Genomic DNA, 15,868 nt, shown 5'->3' with positions numbered 1-15,868 from the left:
GATCGCGGGATCCATAAAATTTTAGAAATGATCCGACAAATATGCATCATTTCGTTTTATATACCATGGACCCCAAGGGACTTGCCGCGGGGCGTAGGAGAGGGGTGGGTCGTTACTATTTTAGTTCATGACTTACTTTATAAGATGGCACGTTCACCAAATTATTCTGCTTCTTCTATTAGCTCATCACTCATAAAACTATTACGTCTAAATTGCGTAATAATAAGATCAACTTCAGTTGGTTCAACGCCATAAGTTTTAAGGACGGCACCGCCTAATTGAAGGCTAGCTTCAAGCGTTTCAGGGAAGGTCGATGTGACGCCAATTTTTTGCAATTCTCTGACATGCTGACCATCACGCGCACGTACAAATAAAGGCGTTTGCGGAAAGTCATATCTTATATTCATAACTGCGCGGGTAGCGAGTTTTTTATCACCAATGGTAATCACAATTGCGCGCGCACGCGACGCACCAACGGCACGTAATACTTCACCAAAACAGGAATCGCCGTAATAAACAGGCATTGCTTTGGAACGACCCACGGCAACCCGGGAGGCATCAATATCAACAGCAACAAAAGGAATCGATTGATCTGTTAATATTTTGGCAACTGTTTCGCCTACGCGGCCATAGCCTGCAATAATAACGTGATTTTCAAGATCCTCTGTTTCTTCCTCTAGCCATTCAAGTCGTGTATTTTGTTTTTTCTCAAGTTTTGCGCAAACAGGCCAGAATAATGTTACAAGTAAAGGCGTCATGGTCATTGAAAGTGTGACCGTAATATACATTAATTGACTTACTTCGTGGGGTATTACAGAAGCTGATACTTCGTTTAAAAGCACGAAAGCAAATTCACCGCCTTGTGATAATAAAATACCTAATCTTATGGAAGGTCCTAATTCAAATTTAAAGACAGTAGCTAGTCCAAAAAGAATAATTGCTTTTAGGCTCAAAAGACCAAAAACAAGCATAAGAATTTTATCAAATTCATTAATAGCAAGAACTATATCGAAACGCATGCCTATGCTCATGAAGAAAAGGCCGAGTAATATACCTTTAAAAGGCATAATGTCAGCTTCAACTTGATGGCGATATTCCGTTTCAGCGATCAACAAACCTGCTAAAAACGCGCCTAAGGGCATTGATAAACCGGCTTTATAGGTGGCCCAGGCTGTTCCTAGAATCACAAGAAGGGTGACGGCTACGAAAGCTTCAGGGCTTTTGCTAGAGGTTACAACACGATAAATAGGTCGTAACAGTAAGCGTCCTGCTAAAATAATGATGACAAGGGCAAATACAGCTTTAAGCAAAGCCAATCCTAGGGCAGAGCCTATATCTTGTGTTTCTGCACCCAAAAGCGGCACGATCGCCAATAAGGGGACAACAGCAAGATCTTGAAACAAAAGGACGGAAAAACTAGCACGCCCAAAGCGTGTTGACATCTCGCCGCGATCAGCCATAAGGCGTAATACAAAAGCTGTCGATGATAGGGCTAAAGCACCACCCAAAATAATGGAACCACTTATGGAGAGGCCTGCAAAATAGGCGATAACACCAATGCACAACGATGTAATAAGAAATTGTGCGGATCCTAGGCCAAAAACGTATAAACGAAGACTTTTCAGACGTTCAAAAGAAAGTTCTAGTCCAATTGTAAAAAGAAGAAAAACAATACCATATTCTGCAATAAGATGCGCGCCATCTGTTTCGGCAATAAATTTAAAGCCTGCGGGTCCTAAAAATGCGCCAGCGACTAAATAGCCTAAAATGGGGGAGATCTTAAGGCGGCGAAACAAAGGAACAATGATAACAGCTGCAAGCAAAAATATGAGCACATCTGCGAGCTCGAATTGAAATGATGAATGAGCGGCTGTTTCTGTTGACACGGATATCCAATAGTTTCCAGGGGTTTAAATCTATTTCTTATAACGCATTTAATGGTTTTTATCAAGATTAAAAATGCTAAAAATCAGGCTTTTTTATCATTTAGTTTCACTGAATCGGTTTGTTTTTTTATAGCAGGTATGTTGTACATTTTTTGTACACAATGTTTCTTTTAATCGTGTGTATGGATAAAAATTGCAGAATTTTTATAGGATATGGGTGTAGATCAGATAGATTTAAAAACCAATCAAAGTCTAAATTGAAAATTTATGTAGATAAATATAATTTCGTGTTTTATTCTGTGTTTTTACATAAATATATTGATGTTTTGTTTTAAATAGTATAGAACTTGTCTGTAGTTTAAATATATAAATATACTTTGATATAAAATTAAAAAAGGTTGCATCTCTGTAATTAATAATTTTTTTAAATAAAGCTTATTTTAGTAAAAATAATTACATTAATATTTTAACTAATTAGATAAATATTGCAAACAATTAAATAAAAGGAAATAGAAATGAAAATATATAAATCAATTTTATTGGCATCTTTGCTACTTATGGGTGATTGCTATCATTCATGCTATAGTGCCGGTGATTTACCAAATGAAATAGATGATATGGATATAGATGCTATAGACATAGATTATAATTTAACTAATTTTGTTAATTTATTTAGCAAAATACCTAGTGATCAAAAAAAATATGATATAAACAATACAGATGATCAATCTCAATTGTTCTTAGATCTAGTTTCTTATTCTGATGTAAAAGAATTAAATATATCGACATATAGTAAAGATTTTTTTTTCAGTAAAAAAAAATTTTCCAAATTTAAAAAAAATAAGTATTTACAATTTAGATGATATAGAATTATGTGATTTACCTGAAGATTTAGAGGAATTACTTATTCACAATTCAACGATTTCAATAAATTTAATAACAGATTGTAAAAAATTAAAAAAATTATCTATTATTGGAATACAAAACGATACTATATTTGCTGAAATTTTATATAATCTACCAAAATCCTTAGAGTCTTTTACACTACGTTCTTCTTCGTTAACTACTTTACCTGAGAATTTTACTGAAATGCTACCCAATCTAAGGTATTTAAATATTGCAAATAATCCTAGATTAAATTGTGTTTTAGACAATAAAATTGTTGGGCCTTATGTTCAAACAATTATTTTAAATGATTCATCTAATATAAAAATAATTGATATTAAAGAAAAACCCATTGATGCTGAATATATTACTGTATCTGCTGAGGGTACATGTCAAGATTTTGTGTATTTGCCATATGGTAAAGTAGAGATGGTTGTTATTAATGGGGAGCATATTCATAATGTGAATGATTTTGCAGAACGTTTTTTTGTTCACTCAGGGGCTTGGGGAATTGATAACCCTTCTGAATATTTACACGCATATTACCCTAATGTTGACCTTGAAGACGAGCAGTTGATAATATTTCAAGAAGAAAACGGTGAATATTCATTTGATCTTTATAATGGTACTGATGCTCCAGATGATTTTTGGACAGACGTTCAAAAGGCAGCTTTTGTTGATGTGCTTAATGCAGCTCGAAGACCAAATCAGATATTTGAAAATGAAAAACGTTTTAAGAAAATAAAAACTGCCAATGTGAATCGATAAGAAAATTTGCGTAAACACAAAAGTTGTTATAGAGAATAGTGGGTTTGTGGATAATTTTTAGAAAAGCATTTTAAAAGTTATTCATCAAATCCATATTAAAATGAAACTTCATGGGCAAGCCCCTTGATATTAACTTGCTGCAAGCAAATTTAGGCTTTTTTTACCGATCTTTAATTAAATTCAATCATAGTTTGCTGCTTTTTAAAGTCCTGAGCTCAAAAAAAGAGTTCAGGACTTTTTGATGCAATTGGTCAATATTGTTTTCCTTTGAAAATCACAAAATTTTTTATACACAAGCTTTTTTTTTAACATTTTTGCAAAAAAAGTGCTTGCCAAGTCATAGCATATCCCTCTTCTTGAGCATTACTATATATATAAAAAATCAATAAAAACAACATGTTAAGCAAATTCAATTGAAAAGCTGACAAAGAGATAAAAGTGGCATATTATCAAGCCTTAGAAATAGTTCATCCCCTTTTTACCCCCAGACTTATCCACAGGGTTGCTGCTTAAGTTTGAACTAGAACAATAAATGATATAAGGCACTTTGATTATGTCTGATAGAATTTCAGGCCTTGAAAATCTAAAACGGATTGTTAAAACACTACCGAGCCAACCTGGCGTCTATAGAATGGTGTCCAAAGAAGGGATTGTTCTTTATGTTGGAAAAGCAAAAAATATCGTCAAACGCGTGACTTCTTATACCCAGATTAATCGCTTAAACACACGTATTTTGCACATGGTTAATCAAGTATATCATGTCGAAATTATTACAACGCAGACGGAAAGCGAGGCTTTGCTTCTCGAAAACAATCTCATTAAATCTTACAAACCGCCTTATAATGTTCTATTACGCGATGATAAAAGTTTCCCTCATATCCTTTTGACAACTTCTCATCTTTTCCCGCAAATCCTTAAGCATCGTGGGAATAAAACAGTTAAGGGGAGTTATTTTGGTCCTTACGCCTCTAGTCACGCTGTTTATGAAACGCTTACCATTCTTCAAAAAGTATTTTTATTACGCAGCTGTAATGATGCTGTGTTTGAAAATAGAACAAGACCTTGTCTTTTGTATCAAATCAAAAGATGTTCAGCGCCTTGTGTAAAATATATTCAGAAAAATGATTATGACGTGCTTGTTAACCAGGCGATTGCTTTTCTTAAAGGGGAATCGAGTATTATACAATCGCAGCTCGCCCAAAAAATGCATGAAGCGAGCGATAAATTAGATTATGAACAGGCTAAAATTTATAGGGATCGCATTCGCGCTTTGACAAGCATCCAATCAACGCTTTTTATCCATGGTGAGGGCATTAGCGAAGAAGCTGACGTGGTAGCAGTCGCAACAAGCCCTAAGGTCAGCTGTGTACAGCTTTTTTTCTATCGTAATGGTCAAAATTTAGGGAATGTCCCTTATTTTTTTACACATGATGAAGAATGGTCAGCTTCTGAAATTATATCTACCTTCTTGGGTCAATTTTACGATGATAGAATGCCACCTAAAGAAATAATTTTAAGTCATAAGCCAGAGGATCAAGAAATTATTCAGGATGCGTTGTCTCAAAAAGCAGGACGAAAAATTGTATTTTTAATCCCTAAAACGGGTAAGAAAAAAAATATCCTTGATCACGCATTTAAAAATGCAGAAGAAGCTTTGGCGCGCAAAAGACAGAACAGTAATAACCAAGACGATCTATTTGCTGGTTTAAAAGAGAAATTTGGGTTAGATTTTATACCACAACGTATTGAAGTTTATGACAACAGCCATATTTCAGGTGCTCAAGCTGTGGGTTGTATGATATGTGCTGATAAAACAGGATTTTTAAAAAATTCTTATCGTAAATTCAATGTTGGTTTTAAGCATGCCTTAGCACCAGGCGATGATTACGGTATGATGCGTGAAGTCTTTCAACGACGATTTCAGCGGCTTTTAAAAGAAGATCCTGATCGTGAAAAAGATCTTTGGCCAGATCTTATATTAATTGATGGTGGTAAAGGACAATTATCCGCTGTTCAAGAAACCTTAATTGATTTAGGCATAAATGATATACAATTAATTGCGATTGCAAAAGGTCCAGAACGCAATAAAGGATGTGAAGATTTTTATATGCCGAACCGAGACACTTTCAAGCTTGAGCCAAACGATCCAGTATTGTATTTTGTTCAAAGATTAAGGGACGAGGCGCATCGTTTTGCTATTGGAAGTCATCGACAAAAACGTGAAAATGTACTTACACGTTCGCAATTAGATGATATAGAAGGTATTGGACCTAAGCGCAAAAAAGCACTTTTACTCCATTTTGGATCGGTTAAGGATATTGCAAAAGCAAGTGTAACGGATCTTAAAAAAGTAGAAGGCATTAACAATGATATGGCTGAAAAAATTCACGCATTTTTTCAAAAAGGGTAATGATGCAAGAAAATAAAAAAATAAATTATTCAAAAAATAAAGTATTAAGCATACCTAATATATTAACTTTCTTACGTATTATTATTATTCCGACAATTGTCGTTTGCTTTTATATTGATTCTATGGCAGCCAGATGGGCGATGTTCATCCTCTATACAATTGCTGGTATTTCAGATTTTTTAGATGGATATTTAGCACGTAAATTAGGGCAATTTTCAGATCTTGGTAAATTGTTGGATCCAATTGCTGATAAAGTGCTTGTTGCAACAACTTTAATACTTATGGTTGCCGTGGATAAATTAAAAGGGTTTACTTTAATTCCCACACTCATCATTTTATCACGTGAATTTTTGGTATCAGGATTACGCGAATTTTTGGCCAATTTTAATGTCGGTATGCCCGTGACTGAGCTTGCAAAATGGAAAACATTTTGTCAAATGTTTGCGATTGGTACCTTACTTTTTAGTTACGGCACACCGTCTTGTCCATTTTTACCTAAATTAGGGGCGGTTTTATTATGGATTGCAGCGATTTTGACACTTATCACAGGGTATATATATTTAAAACAAACGCTTATTCATGTGTTGCGCGACCGTAAGATTAAACAGAGAAAGTGATTTTTTAAGCGGCTGAAATAAAAAAACCCACCTGCCGAAACAGATGGGTATAATAAAACATAATTAGATAAATGTTTTATTTAAGCATAAGATCTAAGACCTTTAAGAACAGTAAGACGAAGACAATTTTCATCAAATCGAGCTTTAAAGCTTGCTTTATCAAGACTCTTAGTTAAAAGTTTTTGTTGTGCTTCAATTTTTGTTATTTCAGCATTGATGTTATCAATACTTTTTGAAATGTTTTTGTATTCAACTTCTCTAAAATGCAATAATTTTTCATTCATTTCAATTAATTTATCATTTTTTACTTCTACTTCGTCCCCATGTATTGCAGCAGTTCTTTTTTTCATTCTAGCAGCAGCGTCTGCAATAGAACCAATCACATTACCACGTGCAGCGTCTTCGACTTTCTTTTTTTCAGTAGCAAGATTTGCATCGTAATCTAAGCGTTCTAGATCATCCATTGCTTCTAACACATCAGCACTTAAAATTTTAAATCCTGATGACATAATAGGAAGTACTGGCGGAGGTGGCGGTGGTGGCGCAAAAGAAGAAACTGCAGGTTCAGAAGAAGGTGCAATGATAATTTCTTCAGCTTTAACTTCATGTGCTATAGATACTACTGGTTTAGGTGCACTTGGAGCAACACTCAGTTGAACTACAATTGGATCAGCTTTAGGTATTGCAAGCGATGAAATTGGTAATGCGCTAGAAGAAAAAGAATTATCTACAATATGCGCATTTGAATTTTGAACGCTCTTGCTTTTTTTATTGCCTGGATTTAATTGATCTACAAAACCATCAATCGCATGATTTTTGGTGAGATAATCGTCCATGATTGCCCAACGTGTTGATGTAACATCATTTGCATTGAGCGAACGGATATGATCATCAAAATTATCAATGACATTAAGTGGAAGATCATTAAGGGCAATTGTTTTACCATAATGTTCTTCGTTTAGTTCTGTAAGGTGATCATTTAGATGGCGATAATTCGTAAATTCTTTGGTTTGATCTGCTTGGTGTAAATTCATACCATAAGAGGAAAAACTATAACCACCAAGGTTATTATTACTTGCTATGATTTGAGCATAATAGCCACCAAAACAATGACCAACAACTTTTATTGCATATTCATTATTAGCAACATGTTGAAGTAAGTCTAAGTAAAGACTAAAAGCTGTTTTAACAAGATTACCTAAATAAACTTCAGGCAGTTTTTTAATGCTATTTGATTCAACTTCTTCAATTTGGTCTATTTGTTCCATTTCTACAGATTTTTTTGAAGAAGAGAATAAGCTACCAATACCACTTGCAGCGTAACTTAATCCTCTGCCTAATCCATAACTTGCATTTGTTACGCCACTCACTAAATTAGCTATAACTTTTTGGACAACACCACCTGCAAGTTCAGGATATCCTGCTTGTTTAACTTGATCATTATAGATGCGACCTTGTTGACGTGCAAAAGCTATAACATCATCATAAGAATATACTTTATTAATAACGTCAGCTAATGCCCATTTGCCGATGGCTTTTGTTGTGTTAAAAACAACAACATATTCTTTTTCTTCATGATTAACCCATAATTGGGCAAGAATTTGATCAACAGCATCGCCATTTGGGCGTGCTATTTCTTGAGAAACCAATTGAAAACCTTCAACATAGTCGGCATCTCTTTTTTCTGCAGCTTGCGCTAATGAAGCGGCTTCGTAGGGAGTCAATGCTTCAGATTTAAAAGCATTAAAGGATAAAAACCCCAATAAGGAGTACATAAATAGTCTTTTCATAACGAACCTCGTAATAAATAAAAAATTAACAATATAATTACTCTATCTTAAAGTTTAGAGCATGTCAATAATGTTGACAAATTATTTTTTTGTAATTATGGCATTGCATGTTGAATGGTATTTTCTATGATTTTTTGATATTGTCAGGTGATTATTCTATAATAATGAAATGACAAGATAGGTTTATGTAAATATGCTTTTTCCCTATAAAATGATTGACTTAACGCATGATATTACATCTGACATCCCAAGCTGGGATGGAGATTGTGGATTTCAACACAAGATAAGATCAAATTATGAAGATTCCGATTCACCAACAAAGTTCTTTGTTCAAGATATAGAAATGCAAGCAGGTATTGGGACACATATGGATGCGCCCTCTCATTGTATAAAAGGTGGAAAATCAATTACTGAAATGCCATTAGAAGATCTGGCGAGATCCGTTTTTGTCATTGATGTTTCAGATCGAGCACATGCACATTACACGTTAAGTGTTGATGATATTTTAGATTTTGAATTAAAATTTGATGATATTTCACCAAATAGCTTTGTAATTATTCGGACAGGGTGGGATCAATATTGGCATGATCCTATTAAATATCGTAACAATCTTCTTTTCCCTTCAATATCAGCTGAAGCAGCGATTTTATTGCTGGAAAGGGAAATCAAAGGATTGGGCATTGACACTTTATCGCCGGATTCTCTTGAAAGCCAATTTCCTGTTCATCGGCTTGTTTTAGGGGCTGGTAAATATATTGTTGAAAATATTGCCAATAGCAAGGACTTGCCACCAATGGGTGCCTATATAATGGCATTGCCTATTAAAATTTTTCAGGGGAGTGAAGCGCCAATAAGATTGATAGGCCTTGTTGACAAAGAAGATCTTTCTCAAGAGCGTATGAAAAATATTTTAGATTTAGGAGATGATATTAATGATGAAGAGAAAAATCTAAGTTTAAGACTATTAGAACTCATTAAAGGCAAAAAAGTGATAGCAACAAGGACTTTATTTGATAAAAGAAAAGAACTTTTTGTTGAATTTGATGACGGTACAAAATTATTTGTGGATAACTTTAACAATTCTTCTGATATTTCCATAAGTTAATGCTTGTTTGGGAGAGCTCTTATATCCAGGAGCTCTCACAACTTTAAGAATTATTCCTTTTTCTTCGCTAACGCGTTTCTAAGTCTTTCATTTTCTGCTAAAAGTGCACGCCTATCATTGTCTATTTGCCGCAAATACTGGCTCTGCATTGTATAAGCTTCTTGATATTGATTTAATAAAAAAGCAAATCCATGATTATGCTGAATAATTGCATGGGTCTGCAATGAAATAGCATCCGCATAAGCACGCAAAGCATCAGCTTCGCTTAGAGTGTTTGACGAAAGTGTTTCGAGTTTTTGTACATAAGATGTAGCGTCATTGGTTGCTTTTTCTAAATTACGCAGCTTTCTTTCTTGTTCCTTTTTTTGAGATTCAAAATGATCTAATTGTTCTTTGAGTCCAATATATTTTTCTTCAATTTCAGCTTTTGCGGATTCAGTTTCTTTAAGTTTTTGTGATTCATATTCTAAGCGTCCTCGCATTTCAGCATTCAAACGCTGAAGTGAAGATTGATGATGGAGTAATCCATCAATGCGTTGCATTAAAACGCGCATTTCTTCTTGAGGGTGTTGAATAAATTGAGCTGCGTTTTGAACTAAATTAATTGTTTCTTGAGCTGATTCGATGCCTTGATGAGCTTTTTCTTTTATCTTTTCAAAAAAACCTTTTTTCTTCTTTTTTTCTTGCTGATCTTCTTTTATTATGTGTTGTTGCGGGCAATCAAACAATTCACCATTTGGTAAAATAATTTGAAAATCTGATTGGTTAGGCAATCTTGCTTGTGAAGGAGCAGGATTTGATTCATCTGTCGAATTGTTTTTTTCAGTTTTTTTTGATTCAGTAGTTGTTTTTTTTCCTTTACGTTTTTTTGAGCTATTCTTTGATTTCTTCTTTTGGGACGATTTTTCTTTTTTAGGAAAATCTACAATTTTAGGTAAATCTGCAATCAAAGAATCTAAATCGATTTCAGAAACGTCTTCTTGTATTTCTTGTGTATAAAACTCAATATTATCAGTGAGTTTTTTGATTGTTTCAACGCCAAATACCTTTTCGAGCAAATTAAAACGTCCCAGTGAAAGATTGTAATAACGATGCAAGTCAGATGCGTCGATATCTTTGAAATAAGTGTGAAGGCATGATTTCGAACAATTTTTGATGGGATGTTTTTTAACTTCAAAACATTTTTGAAGATCATTATCGTTTTTTAGATCTTGTTCAATTTGTCTTAAGATTGTACGAACTTTAGAAAGGTTTGTTTCTTGCAAGTCGCACAATTTAACGTTGCCGCGTTCATCGCAATAATTCATTTCAATATTATCTGTGAAAGTATCTTTTATAGTTTTACAAAGTAAATCGAGAAGACGATGATTGTAAAGATAGTGTTTAGCTAATCCGTTAATATATAGGTGCTTCTTCCAGGATTTTGATATTTTTTTTGTTAAAAAAATTGAATTTAAGTCATTGGAATTATAGCTACTTTCTTTTATTTTGTCATTGAGCCAATGATAAAATATGACTTTATTTTCGAGTATTCCTTCAATTAAATCAAGATCATTTTCAGAGATATCTTTAAAATAGTTACTTTCTTTTCTTGCAGTACCATTTTCATTAATCGTATATTTTATTTTAAATTTGTTGTCAAAGAAATCTCTAATCCAATTATTTGATATGGAATCATAGTTAGATCGTGTAAACCCCCAATGTGATTGAAAATTTCCACGCATATTTATGTAATCTTTAAAAACAATTTGAAGCTGACTATCCGTGGTTTCGTCATCGCTTGACGTTTCAAAACCATCAGAATCCTCTATATATTCATCATCAAGAGAAAAATTCTCGTCATCCGATGCGGAAAGAGGTTGCGTAAAAGTAAAAACACTCAAAAGAAAAAGAGCTATTTTAAATTGGTTCATTTTATTTTCCTTCAATTTTTAAATTTTATAAACGTCAATAAATAATTATTGTTGATTTTGCAGAGAATCGAATATTCTTATATGTTTGTGTTTGTTTCATTTTTAGTTATATTTACACTTATAATTGATATTAATATTATCAATGTAAAAAGAAGAAAAATGTGAGGTTGTTTTGACAAAACAAAAAAGTATAAACATTTTAAATCCGATATAATTTTAATTTAAAAAATTATAATACATTTTAATGAAAAATAAAATAAAAAATGAACAAATATTGATTGAAGGTTTTATTCAATAGTATTATGGATTCTATCTATAACTTTTTATTTAAAATGTTATAAGATTAGATGCATTATGATGCTTTTAAGAAAAGGTAAGAAATTTTTAGAATCACGTTCTTGTTATGGTCTAATAATTTCTTACCTTGTTTGATAATTATTGACCAGAGAAAGTAATTGCATTTCCTGCAGCATAATTACCTACAGAAGAGCTTGTTATGTTTGTTGCTTCTTGATATGCATTTGTTGTGCCAATTTCTTGCTGCAGCACACTGTTGCCAACAATTGTTGCAAATCCATCGCCACTTTTTGCTTCTAAAACTGTAAATGTGTTTCCAGCAGAACCATTGGCAACAGTTGAATTAAAAATATTTGAAAGTGCTTGATTTGCAAGACTTGTACCAATTCTGTTTTGTTGGAAACTATTCCCAGTCACAGTAAGTGGGTCGGCTAATGCTATATTTACGCTGCAAAAGCCTAAAGCAAGAGCAAACGATGTTAATCTAAATAGTTTTGTCATTTTATTTCTCCCTTATTTATACAAAAGTTTACTTATTATAGTAATTATAAGTAATTATTAGTTAATAAATTATTAATATAAAATATAGATTTTTATTTATTTAAATAATTATTGTGAGTATTAATTTATGTTGATGTTTTGAAAACATGTTAGGAGGGTTTTAAGATTTCACTTTTGTTTATGTGAGTGAGTAGGTGCTATTTGACAATGATGCTTTTTGCTCGATTATCCTATTTAAAATCATATAAGTTTTATTGAGTGTGTGAAAAACATTGCTTTTTTTGCGTATTTCGCTTATCTAGTAAGGAGAATTCTCTTTTTTGTGAGAGAAATTGTTCTATAAAAATTTACAAGTTTGACCTGAATTTAAGGGAATTTGGATGTTAAAGCGTGCCTATAATAAGATGATGAGTTACGCAGATCATCCCAATGCTTTATGGGTTTTGATTGCTGTTTCCTTTGCTGAAAGTTCCTTTTTTCCAATTCCCCCAGATCCTCTTTATATTGCGATGCTTGTCAACAAACCTAAATCAGGTTGGTATTTGGCACTTATTTGTACTGTAACGTCTGTTATAGGTGGGTTTTTGGGATATTACATTGGGTATGCTTTATATGAAAGTGTAGGTCAATGGATTATTAATAGCTTTGGTGCAGAAAAAGGTTTTGCCAATATGCTTGAAGCGTTCAACCGGAATGCATTTTGGATTATTGCCGCTAAGGGATTGACGCCCATTCCTTATAAAATTGTAACAATTACGGCTGGCGTTGCCCATGTGGATTTACTGACATTTTTCATGGCATCTCTCTTGGCACGAGGTTTTCGCTTTTTTAGTCTTGCTGCCTTTTTATGGTTTTTTCCAGGTGCAAAAGATTTTATTGAACGTCATTTGACAGCTGTAACGGTAGCTGCCATTGTTATGTTAATCTTGGGGTTTGTGGTCATTCCCTACCTATTCTGACGAAAAAAAACTCAACATGTTAGTAAAAACAAGGAAATATCATGTTTAAAGGACCTTTAGGGGGCATGATTTATGTGCCGAATGTTGTCAATTCTGTAAAATTTTATAAAGATATTCTAGGATTTGAATTCGGAGGCTATTGGGATGCCGAAAAATGCGTTATGGAATGGGATAAAAAAGAACAACCATTTTACGCAGGGTTTAATATTGATGGATCTCATTTTGGTATTCATCCCGCAGAACCAAATCATGTCGTTGGTTCGTCGATTGAATTTTACCGCGTTGTCGATAATGCAGATGATTATTATAAAAAGGTAAAACAAAATGGTGGTGTTTGTACGGCGCCAGAAGATACAGTTTGGGGCGCAAGATTATTTATGATTAAAGATCCTAGCGGACATGCTTGGGGGTTTTATCATATGAAGGATCCTACACATTACTCATAAACTGCCAATCCTATGGATAAAGTCGTCGTCAGACCTGTGCTTCCGGTACTTATGTACAAAGAAGTACATTCCGTTCCGGTTCTCGTTCTTTCTAGACTTTATCTCATAATCTAGGCAGTTAATTTTTCGTAACTCAAAATTAGTGCACCTTCACCCATAATTGTATTTCTTTTTTGGATAGGATGAGGTAGAAAGTACTATTATCCTATTCATTCTAAACCCGGGACTAGAAAAAATGTTCGATAAGCTTCTTGGCTTTTTATCATCAGATATTGCAATTGATTTAGGCACCGCTAATACGGTCGTTTATGTCAAAGGAAAAGGCATTTTTTTGAATGAGCCCTCTGTTGTTGCAATTGCAAATGTGCGCGGTAAATCGCAAGTTTTAGCCGTAGGCGAAGAAGCAAAAAGCATGGTGGGTAGAACACCAGGCAATATCCAAGCAATACGTCCTTTACGTGATGGTGTTATTGCCGATTTCGAAGTTGCTGAAGAAATGATTAAATATTTCATCCGTAAAGTTCACCGTAGATCAAGTTTTGTAAGTCCACGTGTTATTATTTGCGTCCCGTCAGGTTCAACAGCTGTTGAAAGACGTGCTATTCAAGAATCAGCTGAAAGCGCTGGCGCACGTCGCGTATTTTTAATTGAAGAGCCTATGGCTGCAGCCATTGGTGCTGGATTACCTGTGACGGAACCTACAGGATCAATGATTGTTGATATTGGTGGTGGCACAACGGAAGTTGCTGTTTTGTCTTTAGGTGGCATTGTTTATGCACGCTCTGTTCGCGTTGGCGGCGATAAAATGGATGAAGCCATTATTAGTTATATCAGACGAAATTACAATTTATTGGTCGGTGAAAGCAGCGCCGAGCGCATTAAAAAAGAAATTGGTGCCGCTTGTGCGCCAGTCGAAGGACCTGGCCGTACGATTGAAATTAAAGGTCGTGATCTCATGTATGGTGTACCAAAAGAAATTATTATATCAGAACGTGATGTTGCTGAAAGTTTGCAAGAACCCGTAGCCGCCATTGTAGAAGCCGTTAAAGTAGCTCTAGAGCATACAGCACCTGAATTATCAGCAGATATCGTTGATAAAGGTATTGTCTTGACCGGTGGTGGTGCCATGCTTTCAAGATTGGATGAAGTTTTGCGTAATGCAACAGGTCTTCCAGTGACTGTTGCCGACGAGCCTTTATTCTGCGTTGCAAAAGGAACAGGTAAATGCCTAGAGGAAATGGGTACATTACGTAATGTTCTTATTTCAGCTTCTTAAATGAATATTTTATACTCAAATTATTTCAAAATGTGGGTAGAAAGATGAGCGGTGAGACACGCGGAGTGTATCTCTTTATACATGAGCATGACGAATCCCGAAATCTGACGACCTCCACAGTTTGAAAGAAGAAGAGTAAAATGCATGATGCAACACAAAATCTATCCAGACAAAAGTCAAAAAAAGGATTTTCTGTTGCTGTCATTTTAATGCTTTCTATTTTATGTCTTCTTTTATTTATTTTTTCTTTTTTGCGTCCCCAATTTTTAAAGGAAAGTAGACTTTTTTTAGGTGATTCTTTGACACCTGCTATTAATTTTATTGATGCGCCCTTTCAAAGTATTCGAAATGCTTTTCATGCGTTAACAAATTTTACTGAATTAAGTGAAGAAAATGAAAAGCTAAATTTACAAAAACAACAATTGCTTCAATGGCGGCAACTTGCTTTAAAGCTAGAGGCTGAAAATCTTTCTCTCAAAGAATTATTGCGTTTTCTGCCTGATAATAAAGCAGAATTTGTAACAGCATCTGTTGTGTTTAGCAATATGACGGATGGACGTTCTCTGGTTATTCGAACAGATCCTTCTCAAAAAATTCAAAAAGGTAATCTTGTTTTAGGTAAAAATGGGGTTATTGGTAGAATTGTTGAAATTGGTGAAAAGCATGCGCGTATCCTTTTGATTAATGATACTAATTCACGCATTCCTGTGCGCGTTGAAGGAAAGAATATTTCAGCTTTGGTTGCAGGCGATTTAAAAGGTAATTTAAAACTTTTATATGTGCCACAAGGCGTTTTTTTATCGCCTAATGATCGTTTGTTAACATCATCAGATGGACAGGTCATTCCGCAAGGTTATTTTTTAGGCACAATTGGTAACATTCAAGATGATCAAATAGAGGTAATTCCATCTTCATCGCTTGAATCTATTGATTTTGTGATCGTTATTGTGCAAGCTGTTGATGCAGCAATTTAATAACGCCTTCACTTAACCAAAAGTGAAAACACTATAGTAGT

General features: G+C 34.2%; 12 protein-coding genes and 1 pseudogene. 9 read left to right on the top strand and 4 right to left on the bottom strand.

Features of this window, described 5'->3' with window-relative positions:
* Positions 1–161: 161 nt before the first annotated feature.
* Complete coding sequence (locus Q8L85_04695; protein ID MDP1723981.1) at positions 162–1,886, bottom strand: monovalent cation:proton antiporter-2 (CPA2) family protein; 1,725 nt, start codon at positions 1,884–1,886, stop codon at positions 162–164.
* Positions 1,887–2,401: 515 nt separating this feature from the next.
* Between Q8L85_04695 and Q8L85_04690 the strand changes: the two genes are divergently transcribed.
* From Q8L85_04690 to pgsA, 4 genes are all read left to right on the top strand, one after another.
* On the top strand, positions 2,402–2,749 hold the full coding sequence (locus Q8L85_04690; protein ID MDP1723980.1) for a hypothetical protein: 348 nt from the start codon (positions 2,402–2,404) through the stop codon (positions 2,747–2,749).
* Between the two features lie 226 nt (positions 2,750–2,975).
* On the top strand, positions 2,976–3,539 hold the full coding sequence (locus tag Q8L85_04685) for a hypothetical protein (GenBank protein ID MDP1723979.1): 564 nt from the start codon (positions 2,976–2,978) through the stop codon (positions 3,537–3,539).
* Positions 3,540–4,092: 553 nt separating this feature from the next.
* Complete coding sequence (gene uvrC, locus Q8L85_04680) at positions 4,093–5,949, top strand: excinuclease ABC subunit UvrC (GenBank protein ID MDP1723978.1); 1,857 nt, start codon at positions 4,093–4,095, stop codon at positions 5,947–5,949.
* 2 nt (positions 5,950–5,951) lie between these two features.
* A complete protein-coding gene (pgsA, locus tag Q8L85_04675) occupies positions 5,952–6,566 on the top strand; it encodes a CDP-diacylglycerol--glycerol-3-phosphate 3-phosphatidyltransferase (GenBank protein ID MDP1723977.1) in 615 nt (204 codons plus the stop codon).
* 80 nt (positions 6,567–6,646) lie between these two features.
* Here pgsA and Q8L85_04670 read toward each other — a convergent pair whose 3' ends face one another.
* Complete coding sequence (locus Q8L85_04670) at positions 6,647–8,356, bottom strand: hypothetical protein (GenBank protein MDP1723976.1); 1,710 nt, start codon at positions 8,354–8,356, stop codon at positions 6,647–6,649.
* A gap of 193 nt (positions 8,357–8,549) precedes the next feature.
* Between Q8L85_04670 and Q8L85_04665 the strand changes: the two are divergent.
* A pseudogene (locus Q8L85_04665) lies at positions 8,550–9,227 on the top strand (cyclase family protein).
* A 284-nt stretch (positions 9,228–9,511) separates the two neighbouring features.
* Here Q8L85_04665 and Q8L85_04660 read toward each other — a convergent pair.
* Together Q8L85_04660 and Q8L85_04655 are read right to left on the bottom strand one after the other, a co-directional pair.
* Positions 9,512–11,374, bottom strand: a complete 1,863-nt coding sequence (locus tag Q8L85_04660) for a hypothetical protein (GenBank protein ID MDP1723975.1) — start codon at positions 11,372–11,374, stop codon at positions 9,512–9,514.
* 435 nt (positions 11,375–11,809) lie between these two features.
* Entirely contained in the window at positions 11,810–12,172 is a 363-nt protein-coding gene (locus Q8L85_04655) for a hypothetical protein (GenBank protein ID MDP1723974.1), read from the bottom strand.
* Positions 12,173–12,552: 380 nt separating this feature from the next.
* Between Q8L85_04655 and Q8L85_04650 the strand changes: the two genes are divergently transcribed.
* The 4 genes from Q8L85_04650 to mreC all read left to right on the top strand — a co-directional run bounded on the left by Q8L85_04650 (position 12,553) and on the right by mreC (position 15,827).
* Positions 12,553–13,131 (top strand): YqaA family protein, encoded by a 579-nt coding sequence (locus Q8L85_04650; GenBank protein MDP1723973.1) that lies wholly within the window; start codon positions 12,553–12,555, stop codon positions 13,129–13,131.
* 41 nt (positions 13,132–13,172) lie between these two features.
* Positions 13,173–13,577: a VOC family protein gene (locus Q8L85_04645; GenBank protein MDP1723972.1), complete on the top strand. Its 405-nt coding sequence runs from the start codon at positions 13,173–13,175 to the stop codon at positions 13,575–13,577.
* A gap of 235 nt (positions 13,578–13,812) precedes the next feature.
* On the top strand, positions 13,813–14,853 hold the full coding sequence (locus Q8L85_04640) for a rod shape-determining protein (protein MDP1723971.1): 1,041 nt from the start codon (positions 13,813–13,815) through the stop codon (positions 14,851–14,853).
* A gap of 140 nt (positions 14,854–14,993) precedes the next feature.
* Complete coding sequence (gene mreC, locus Q8L85_04635) at positions 14,994–15,827, top strand: rod shape-determining protein MreC (protein ID MDP1723970.1); 834 nt, start codon at positions 14,994–14,996, stop codon at positions 15,825–15,827.
* Positions 15,828–15,868: the final 41 nt, after the last annotated feature.

The organism is Alphaproteobacteria bacterium, assembly GCA_030680745.1.
In the GTDB taxonomy this organism is placed as follows: domain Bacteria; phylum Pseudomonadota; class Alphaproteobacteria; order JAUXUR01; family JAUXUR01; genus JAUXUR01.
Note: the sequence above shows the minus strand (reverse complement) of the source record. Positions and strands in the feature narration are given on the sequence as shown.

Bases quoted from the DNA above. Each gene is read 5' to 3' on its own strand.
- Q8L85_04690 (MDP1723980.1), top strand. From the start codon at position 2,402: ATGAAAATATATAAATCAATTTTATTGGCATCTTTGCTACTTATGGGT.
- Q8L85_04685 (MDP1723979.1), top strand. From the start codon at position 2,976: ATGCTACCCAATCTAAGGTATTTAAATATTGCAAATAATCCTAGATTA.
- uvrC (MDP1723978.1), top strand. From the start codon at position 4,093: ATGTCTGATAGAATTTCAGGCCTTGAAAATCTAAAACGGATTGTTAAA.
- pgsA (MDP1723977.1), top strand. From the start codon at position 5,952: ATGCAAGAAAATAAAAAAATAAATTATTCAAAAAATAAAGTATTAAGC.
- Q8L85_04670 (MDP1723976.1), bottom strand. From the start codon at position 8,356: ATGAAAAGACTATTTATGTACTCCTTATTGGGGTTTTTATCCTTTAAT.
- Q8L85_04660 (MDP1723975.1), bottom strand. From the start codon at position 11,374: ATGAACCAATTTAAAATAGCTCTTTTTCTTTTGAGTGTTTTTACTTTT.
- Q8L85_04655 (MDP1723974.1), bottom strand. From the start codon at position 12,172: ATGACAAAACTATTTAGATTAACATCGTTTGCTCTTGCTTTAGGCTTT.
- Q8L85_04650 (MDP1723973.1), top strand. From the start codon at position 12,553: ATGTTAAAGCGTGCCTATAATAAGATGATGAGTTACGCAGATCATCCC.
- Q8L85_04645 (MDP1723972.1), top strand. From the start codon at position 13,173: ATGTTTAAAGGACCTTTAGGGGGCATGATTTATGTGCCGAATGTTGTC.
- Q8L85_04640 (MDP1723971.1), top strand. From the start codon at position 13,813: ATGTTCGATAAGCTTCTTGGCTTTTTATCATCAGATATTGCAATTGAT.
- mreC (MDP1723970.1), top strand. From the start codon at position 14,994: ATGCATGATGCAACACAAAATCTATCCAGACAAAAGTCAAAAAAAGGA.